Below are 8,498 nucleotides of genomic sequence, written 5' to 3'. Positions count from 1 at the left end.
GCAGTAACTGACTTCATGATTGATCCGTATTCTTGACAGATCTTGGCCAGCTCATAGTTGACTGAATCGGCATCACGACCATCGATCAAACGTAGAATTTGGCAGCGGGATTGACGCTCGATCAGCGTTAAGATCACACTCTCTTGACCGTTGCGCTTGCCCACCACGGTGTCCAATTCGAAATGGCCGAACTCTTGGCGCTGGTCGATACTTTTAGGCCGTTCATCAATACTCCGTCCGGCCAGACGCTTGTGCTTGATCGAGTGATGATGTTTGGCACGGTGGCGCGTTTTTTCGAGTAGATCAAGATTGCGGACTTCAAGTAACTGGGCATCAATATAGTGGTATAGCGTCTTGGTCGAGACCATCTCCTCAGGTTGATATAAGCCTTCAAGTTTGGCCCGTCCTACTGCTGCATCAGGCGACCAACCATCTTGACGCAAATGAGTCGTAAAATAGTCGATAAAATCAGCGACACCGACGAGTTTCAAAGGTCGATGACAGTGGGCTCGATTAGCTTCGTACTTAGCTTGTGCTGTTTCTGGTGAGTATACAGCGTAATATTGGCGTTGACCATTCACTTTTTTTACTTGGTCGATCTCGCCGCGGCACAATTCATTATTGATTGTTTGATGACAAACATTAAGCGCTCTGGCAATTGCACGATTGGAATAGCCTTGGCTGTGCAGCGTAGCAATTCTGCCTCGTTCAAACGAAGTTAGGTGCTGACCTTTTTTTCTGACTGTGGTATTCTGTTCTTGCATCAAGACAATAACCTCTTTCATTGTTTGTGTAGGAACATCAATGATAACAGAGATTTGTCTTGGTGTTTTTTATTTTATCAATTAGCTAAAAGTATTTGGCTAACTTGATTATAAAACGCGCGTAAAAAAAGCATTATTGAGTACTTTAATAGATTCCATATCAATACCCGAAAACGGGTTCAAACCGTAACTCTGGATCTCAATAGTTACTATAAAGATATCGTTAAGGAAATGTTTCCAAACGCAGAAATTGTCGTTGATCGATTCCACATTATCGCCATGATGACGCGGGCATTCAACCAGACTAGAGTTCAGACAATGAAAAAATATGACAAGAAATCTATCGAATATCGACTGCTTAAGTTCTCATGGAAACTATATTTGAAGCACTTTGATGAACTAGAAGTCAGCCAAACTTTCTATGATCGTCATTTACGACAGCAGTTAACTCAACAAGGGCGAGTACAAATGGAGCTTGACACTGATGACACTATTTCGAGCACATACGATGCGCTGCAAGGTATCATGTCCTGTCTTAAAAATCATGACAAAGATGGCATTGTCTACTATCTCTACAAAAATGAAAACCTAAGTTTTCAAATGAAGGAAACACTAAAAACGTTTAAAAGTAATCTGGAAATTGTCTTGAATGCCAGTGAATCTAAGTATTCTAACGGTCCAATTGAAGGTATTAATCGGATGATTAAGCAGATTCAGCGGACTGCGTTTGGATTTAGAAATTTCCATCATTTAATCTCGCGGATTAAGCTTCAACAAACGAGAACAAAACCAAATACAAAAACAGAACTAGAAGCCGCTTAGCTTCTAGTTCTGTAAAACTATCTATCAACAGGATTTGACAGAGAGCCCTAAAAACAGTGCCGGCTCAATGATTAGCCTAATTTAGCTTTAATATTTTTTAACGAAACTTCACTCGTATCCGCAAAGCGCACATCCGCTTCCATCAATTGATTACCAATCCCGATTGAAAGTTCACCCGCAGCATTAATTGACTTAATGCCAGCACCTGAATCTTCTAGACCGGCAACAACTTCTGGTGCTAAGTCCATCACACCGGCCGCCAAACTGAAGATTTCTGGATCTGGTTTTCCGGCATGCAATTTGGCTGGATCAACCACGCCTTCAAAGTAGTCGGTAATTTTCAACTGCTTCAAAATTGCAGGGGCGTTCTTTGAGGCTGAAGCGACGGACATTTTATAGCCGCTAGCTTTTAATTCGTCTAAGAAGGCTTTCATCCCTGGTAGCACGTCATCTGGCGTTAATGATTCAACCAGCTTCAAATACTTGGTGTTCTTTTCGGTAGCCAAAGCCACCTTTTCATCCTCGGTGTAGTCATTTTCATGGCCACCCGCCTTCAAAATCATTTCCAGTGAATCCATGCGGCTGACACCCTTCAAGGCTTCCGCTAGTTCTGGTGTCCATTCTGAATGAACTTCATCCGCCGTTTGGTGCCATGCCTTAGCGTGCAATCGGGCACTATCAGCAATGACGCCGTCCAAATCAAATGCAAATCCCTTAATATCTTCAAACTTCATGGTTATCCCTCCGAATAGTAATAAGTTGATGTGTAAGTTTTAGTTTGATTAGCGGGTAAAACAATGTCGCCAAATCCGTCGTGGTGAATCGCATCTGGGACCGTTTGTAATTCCACAGCCAGTCCGTTATCTGGATGAGCAGCAAGCCAATCCGCATCTTTGCCAATGCAATCGGGATTGACGTTAAAAATAATGACGCCATTGCGATCACTGCCCATTTCTAATTGATGCTGCTTTGCGCTATCAACTAGTAACAAGCTTGGTGTTACGCCTAGCGATGTATCCGGCTTTTTAAAGGCATCATCAAACTGTTCGTTGCCGCCAAGTTTTTCACATTGATCGCCCAGCTTAACAAGGTTTGTAAAATCAAACGGGGTATTTTCAACGACCTGTATTTCACCCGTTGGAATCTTTTCTTCATTTACCACGATATGCCTATCCGCAACTATCTTCAAGAATTCATCCTTGATTGGCGCGTCCGGTCCATCCAAATTAAAGTAAACATGCGTCATCGGATTAAATAGGGTTTCCACGTTGCTGCGTCCCTCATATTGTACGGAAACATGGTTATCCTCATCTAAAGAATAGGTGATGGCCATTTCCAACGTCCCAGGAAAAATTGCTTTCTGTTGCATGGTATATCGAATTTTGGCAGATTGGTCGTCTAGAATAATCTCGCCATGCCAATTGAGCCGATCAATGCCCGTGTTACCACTGTGTAGCACATTTTTATTTTCGTTTGGCTTCAAATTGACCCTGAATCCAGCGACGTTAAACGTATGGCCGCTCAACCGTCCTGCCACCCGACCAATGGTGTTTCCTAAATGAAAGGGATTCGTTTCATATTCGTGCACGTTATCAAAATTTAAAATGATATTCTTCTCTGGTGTCACAAAGTAGCCAGTCCAGGTTGCTCCGTAACTGATTGTGCGGAGGCTCACACCATTTTTATTTGTAATCGTAAATTCTTTGACTAACTCACCATTTTCTAAATGGCCAAAATCTTTAACAGTCGATTCCACCAGTCTCACCCACTTTCTTTTAATAAAAAAGGCGAAGAGCAGTTTCCCACTCTTGCCCTTTTTTTAGTCCTATTTAAGCTCTTCCTTCTTACCATCGAGGTCAACCGTAATTGGGTCGCCATCGAGCAAGTCAAGCTTCGTACCAGACTGATCAACCGTTACCTCAATCAAACGACCGCGGAACAATTGACGGAACTGGTATGACTGCCATTTCTTAGGTAGGAATGGTGCATAGTGTAACTCACCGTTGCGAACTCGCATGCCAGCGAATCCTTGAACAATGGCTAACCAGCCACCGGTCATAGCTGTGATGTGCAAACCATCGACCGTGTCATTATTGTAGTTATCCAAATCGAGACGAGCTGTCCGTTCATACAATTCGGTTGCCTTTTCTTCATAATGAAGATCAGCTGCCAAAATGGCATGGATTGAAGCTGACAAACTTGATTCATGAACCGTTAATGGCTCATAGAAATCAAAGTTGGCTTTCTTCTGTTCAGGTGTAAAGTCATCAATAAAGTCCCAGATTCCTTGAAGAACATCGGCTTGTTTGATGTATGGTGAACGAAGAATTTTGTCCCATGACCAGTTTTGGTTAAGTGGCAATTGATCCTTAGGAAGTGAGCTGACTGGCTTGATATCCTTGTCTAGGAAGCCATCGTGTTGAACGAAAATTCCTAACTTCTTGTCTTCAGGAAGGTACATTCTGTCCACAATGTCTTGCCACTGTTTCTTTTCAGCGTCAGTGACGTTTAAGTCTTTAGCAACTTCTGGTGCAACCTCTGGCAAAATTTCAAGCGTATATTTCAACGTCCATTGTGCCAAAATGTTGGTATACCAGTTGTTATCAACGTTATTTTCGTACTCATCAGGGCCAGTAACACCATGAATCATGTACTTGCCATTCCGTTCTGAGAAGTGAACCCGGTCAGCCCAGAAACGTGAAATCTCCGTTAAGACCTTGGCGCCTTCATGCTGAACGTATGACTTGTCACCAGTGTAGTTTGTGTAGTTGTAAATTGCGTAGGCAATGTCGCCGTTACGGTGAATTTCCTCAAATGTAATTTCCCATTCGTTATGAGATTCAATCCCATCAAACGTAACCATTGGGTATAAAGCACCCTTAAGGCCCTGTTCCTTAGCATTATGGAAGGCACCGTCAATTTGTTGGTAACGATACTTCAACAAGTTTTTGGTAACATTTGGATCCGTAACACCAAGGTAAACGGGAACCGCAAAGGCCTCTGTATCCCAGTATGTGGCACCACCGTATTTTTCACCGGTAAAGCCTTTAGGTCCGATGTTCAAACGAGAATCCTCGCCATAGTACGTTGAGAAGAGCTGGAATAGGTTAAAACGAATTCCTTGTTGCGCTTCATCGTCGCCAGCAATTTTAACATCAGAAACGTTCCAGCGATTTGCCCAAACAGCTTTGTGGGCGTTGAATAAATCACTGTATGATGTTGCAGAAATTTCTTTATTTAATTGGGTTAAACGAGCCTCAAGATCAGCTTGTTTAGGGAAGTCACGTGATGACACAACAACTGTGCGCTTCTGGATAATTGTTTGCTCACCAGCAGCCAGTGTTCCGCTAAAATGGTTCGTCGCTGAGACATCGGTTTGGTCTGCAGACTCACTGTTCCAGTCCGTGACAACTGTTGATAAAGCACCAACCGTAAATTGTGGTGTTCCAAAGTCGTTTGGCTTTGTTTCCGCAATAACTTCGGCTTCATTATCAGTCTTAGCAACTTTCAAAACGTCCCAGAACTTTTCATCGTAATTGGCGTCTTCATTTTGTACATCAGCATCAACGGATGAACTGAATTCAACCTTAGCTTCTTTAGAACCCACATTCTTCAAGATAATCCCTTGAACAACGAGTTCCTTAGTTGCAGCACTGACAAATCGTTCAAATGAAATCTGAACCTTTGCGCCACCCTTTTCAACAGTGAAAGCCCGTTCGAGAACGGCCTGTTGCATATCTAAATCAAGGTTGAAGTCACTCACCTTGTCCTTAGCCAAATCAACAACTTCACCGTTGATTTTAATGCCAACCTTGATAAAGTTGATTGCATTAATCACTTTGCCAAAGTACTTAGGATAGCCGTTTTTCCACCAGCCAACCTTTGTCTTATCTGGAAACCAAACGCCACCAATGTAGATTCCGGGAAGCGTGTCGCCACTGTAACCTTCCTCAAAGAATCCACGCATGCCGAGGTTACCATTTGCAAGACTGGTCATTGATTCTTGAAGACGTTTATCGTCTGGATTAAGTTTAGTGGTCACAATGTGCCACGGTGATACGTCAAATGTTCGTTTCATCATTCAGACTCCTTTAATTTTTATGCGAATACTTCTTTAATACTGCTTACTGAGAAGGCACCGACTAACATCAAGATACCGGCTAAGAGAACCATCCCTGGCATTGATGAGCCCATCAATGGGAACAAAGCGAAACTCAATACTGAAGCAACGACTTGTGGTAAACAGATACTTCCGTTGAATAGACCAAGGTACGAGCCCATGTTGGCACCTGAAAGTGCGTTGGTCAAAATGGTGAATGGGAACATCATCATTGCGGCCCATGAAATACCAATCAAGCAGAATGAGAGGATGAGAACCCATTGATTATGAACAACGAAAATTGAGGCAAACCCAACGGCACCTAATACTAAACTAGTTGCGTACATTGGCTTGTGCTTGTCATTTGGCATCTTAGCAAGAACTAATGACCAAACAACGGCAGCTAAAGCGTAAATTGCGGATAGAACACCGAACCAGTTGGCACCGGCTTGATAGCCAGCACTTGCAGGATCTGTTGCGCGCCAAACGTTCTTGGCGACGGCACCTGCACCATAAGTCCAAAGGTATTGGAAGGCCATCCAGCAGAAGAATTGAACAAGAGTTAACGTCCAGAATACTTTAGGAGCACGTTTCAAAAGTGTAAATAAACCAACTTTTTCTTGAACATCTGCTTCAGTAATACCGTGATAGGCGTTATATTCTGCGGGTGTATATTCTTTAACTCTCAAAATAGTGAAGGCACTACAGATAACTAAGATAACGGCACCTGTATAGAATGAGAAAATAACTGAGTTCGGAATGACACCCTTTGGCGCAATGTTAGCAACACCCAAACCAGTTAAGAGGTATGGGAAAATTGCAGCTAGCACTGAACCACTATTTGATAAGAAACTTTGGATTGAGTAAGCAAATCCTTTTTGCTCATCATTCACCATGTCCCCGACCATCATCTTGAATGGTTGCATGGCAACGTTAGACGATAAATCCATGAAGAGAATTGTGATGGCACCGAACCAAAGTGCTGCAAGTGATCCATAACCAAATCCTAAGCTACCAGAGTTTGGTAGTAAGAACATAACGATGACGGCGACTAACGATCCCATCAAAAGGTAAGGTAATCGACGACCAATTTTAGGCATCCACGTTTTATCTGAATAATAGCCAACTAATGGTTGAACCACTAAACCTGCTAGTGGAGGAAGAATAAAGAAGAAACCTAATTTGGTTGGATCAGCTCCCAAAGTTTGGAAGATCCGCCCCATTTGTGAAGATTGTAAAGAGAAAGCCATTTGAACACCGAAGAATCCGAAACTAATCATCCAAATTGTCGCGATAGACAATTTTGGCATTGGCTTGGTTTTTGGCGTTGTAGCCGTGTTGCCTTGTGCTGAATCATTTTCCATGATTTGTCACCCCCTGTTTATTTGGGTTATGTGAACCCATTTTTCTTAACAAAATGAATTATAAACCGCTTTGATAATTTGTGCAACCGTTTGCACAAAAATAAAATAAAAAAGAGTTGTTGCTCACAACTCGTACTGCACAATTAATTTTTGAACATTTCGATCGGTAAATAACAATTCTACCGCGCGACTGCCCAGCATTTCCGGCCGCATATCAACCATGCGGACATCTTGGTCAATCAACGCTAGTAGCTCACTCTTATTGAAACTCATCATCGGAATTTTCTTTGTGTGTCGAATTTTGCTCCAAACCCGATTAAACCGCAGCAAGCCAACATCGTCGGTTGCAATTACCGCATCGACATCTTGGTGCTGATTCAAAAATACCTCGACTGCTGTTTCAGAAACGCGTTTTGGTAATCTAAATACTAGCGGTTCTAATTGGACTTCCGCCATCGCCTTTTCGTAGCCCATTCGGCGATTTCGCTCGTATTGCCACTCATATCCGGATTCAACAAATAGTGGGTTTCGAACCCCGCCATTTTGAAGAATTGCCATTGTGGCATCTCGCCCAGCCTGAACATTGTCGTTATCGACGTATCGATCCGGCAAATCTCCAACTGGCTGACCAATAACCACAAAGTCCAAATTTTCGCGACGCAAATAGTCAACGACCGGATCATTCTCATCCGTATATAGTAGAACGAACCGTTTGACCTTTGCCTGTTGAACCATGGCCGTCACGTTAGCAAGGACCTCTTCAACTCGGCTCCCAATCGCAATTGATAAAACATAGTGTCGGGCGACTAGCGACTGATTGATGCCTCGGAGCATATCAATATAGAACGGATTCTCCGGTGAGGAACTTTCCACCGTTGGAAAAATAACTCCGACGACGTTTGCTTCACCGCGAGTCAGGTTCTTAGCGGTATAATTTGGAAGATAATCAAGATCCTTGGCGAGTTTTTGGATTCGTTCACGCGTTTTAAGGCTAATTTTTGAATTATTATTTAGCGCACGTGAGGCGGTTGAGACTGAGACACCAGCCCGACGCGCAATATCTTTTATTGTAATCATGAGCGTTTCCTTTTTCATTTATTGGCAAGCTTCTCCATCTGAAGTTTACCACGAAATCCCTCCATTTACCGACAAATTCAGGTAGACCATCGATTTTAATCTCAAGTAAAACTTCAACTTTGACCAAAGTCATTCTTTCATCGCTTACACAATTACTTAAGGCCCTATACCTTTATAAAATCCTTTCATTGTGAAAAAATTATTTTCAAAAGATTTCCCATAGTTACTAATGTAAGACAGTTTTCACGAAATTGTGTCGATTTAAAGTAAATGAAAGCATTTACAAAAAAACCAGATGAGTTTATAGTGAAAATGTAAACCCCAAATTGCAAGAACAAATTAGCCACACGATAAATCCTATTAAATCAGTAT

At 42.4% G+C, this 8,498-nt stretch carries 7 protein-coding genes; 1 reads left to right on the top strand and 6 read right to left on the bottom strand.

All coding sequences use genetic code 11. From position 1 onward, the window contains the following. The coding region (locus IV64_RS07405; protein WP_420843333.1) for an IS30 family transposase at positions 1 to 764 on the bottom strand (764 nt) is incomplete at its 3' end. Positions 765 to 896: 132 nt separating this feature from the next. Here IV64_RS07405 and IV64_RS07400 point away from each other — a divergent pair. Then, on the top strand, positions 897 to 1,586 hold the full coding sequence (locus IV64_RS07400; protein WP_310944979.1) for a transposase: 690 nt from the start codon (positions 897 to 899) through the stop codon (positions 1,584 to 1,586). A gap of 71 nt (positions 1,587 to 1,657) precedes the next feature. Here IV64_RS07400 and pgmB read toward each other — a convergent pair whose 3' ends face one another. The 5 genes from pgmB to IV64_RS07375 form a co-directional block, all read right to left on the bottom strand. After that, complete coding sequence (gene pgmB, locus IV64_RS07395) at positions 1,658 to 2,320, bottom strand: beta-phosphoglucomutase (protein WP_016265827.1); 663 nt, start codon at positions 2,318 to 2,320, stop codon at positions 1,658 to 1,660. A 2-nt stretch (positions 2,321 to 2,322) separates the two neighbouring features. Beyond that, on the bottom strand, positions 2,323 to 3,342 hold the full coding sequence (locus IV64_RS07390) for an aldose epimerase family protein (protein WP_016265828.1): 1,020 nt from the start codon (positions 3,340 to 3,342) through the stop codon (positions 2,323 to 2,325). A 69-nt stretch (positions 3,343 to 3,411) separates the two neighbouring features. Continuing rightward, positions 3,412 to 5,664 carry a glycoside hydrolase family 65 protein gene (locus IV64_RS07385; RefSeq protein ID WP_035145306.1) on the bottom strand — a complete coding sequence of 751 codons (2,253 nt, stop codon included), beginning with the start codon at positions 5,662 to 5,664 and terminating at the stop codon, positions 3,412 to 3,414. Between the two features lie 20 nt (positions 5,665 to 5,684). Continuing rightward, positions 5,685 to 6,995 (bottom strand): SLC45 family MFS transporter, encoded by a 1,311-nt coding sequence (locus tag IV64_RS07380; RefSeq protein WP_202813323.1) that lies wholly within the window; start codon positions 6,993 to 6,995, stop codon positions 5,685 to 5,687. A gap of 177 nt (positions 6,996 to 7,172) precedes the next feature. Next, a complete protein-coding gene (locus IV64_RS07375) occupies positions 7,173 to 8,126 on the bottom strand; it encodes a LacI family DNA-binding transcriptional regulator (protein ID WP_057706636.1) in 954 nt (317 codons plus the stop codon). Between the last annotated feature and the right edge of the window lie 372 nt (positions 8,127 to 8,498).

This window comes from Lactiplantibacillus xiangfangensis (genome assembly GCF_001438845.1).
GTDB lineage: Bacteria > Bacillota > Bacilli > Lactobacillales > Lactobacillaceae > Lactiplantibacillus > Lactiplantibacillus xiangfangensis.
The sequence above is the reverse complement of the archived record's forward strand: the minus strand, read 5'-3'. Positions and strand labels throughout refer to the sequence as shown.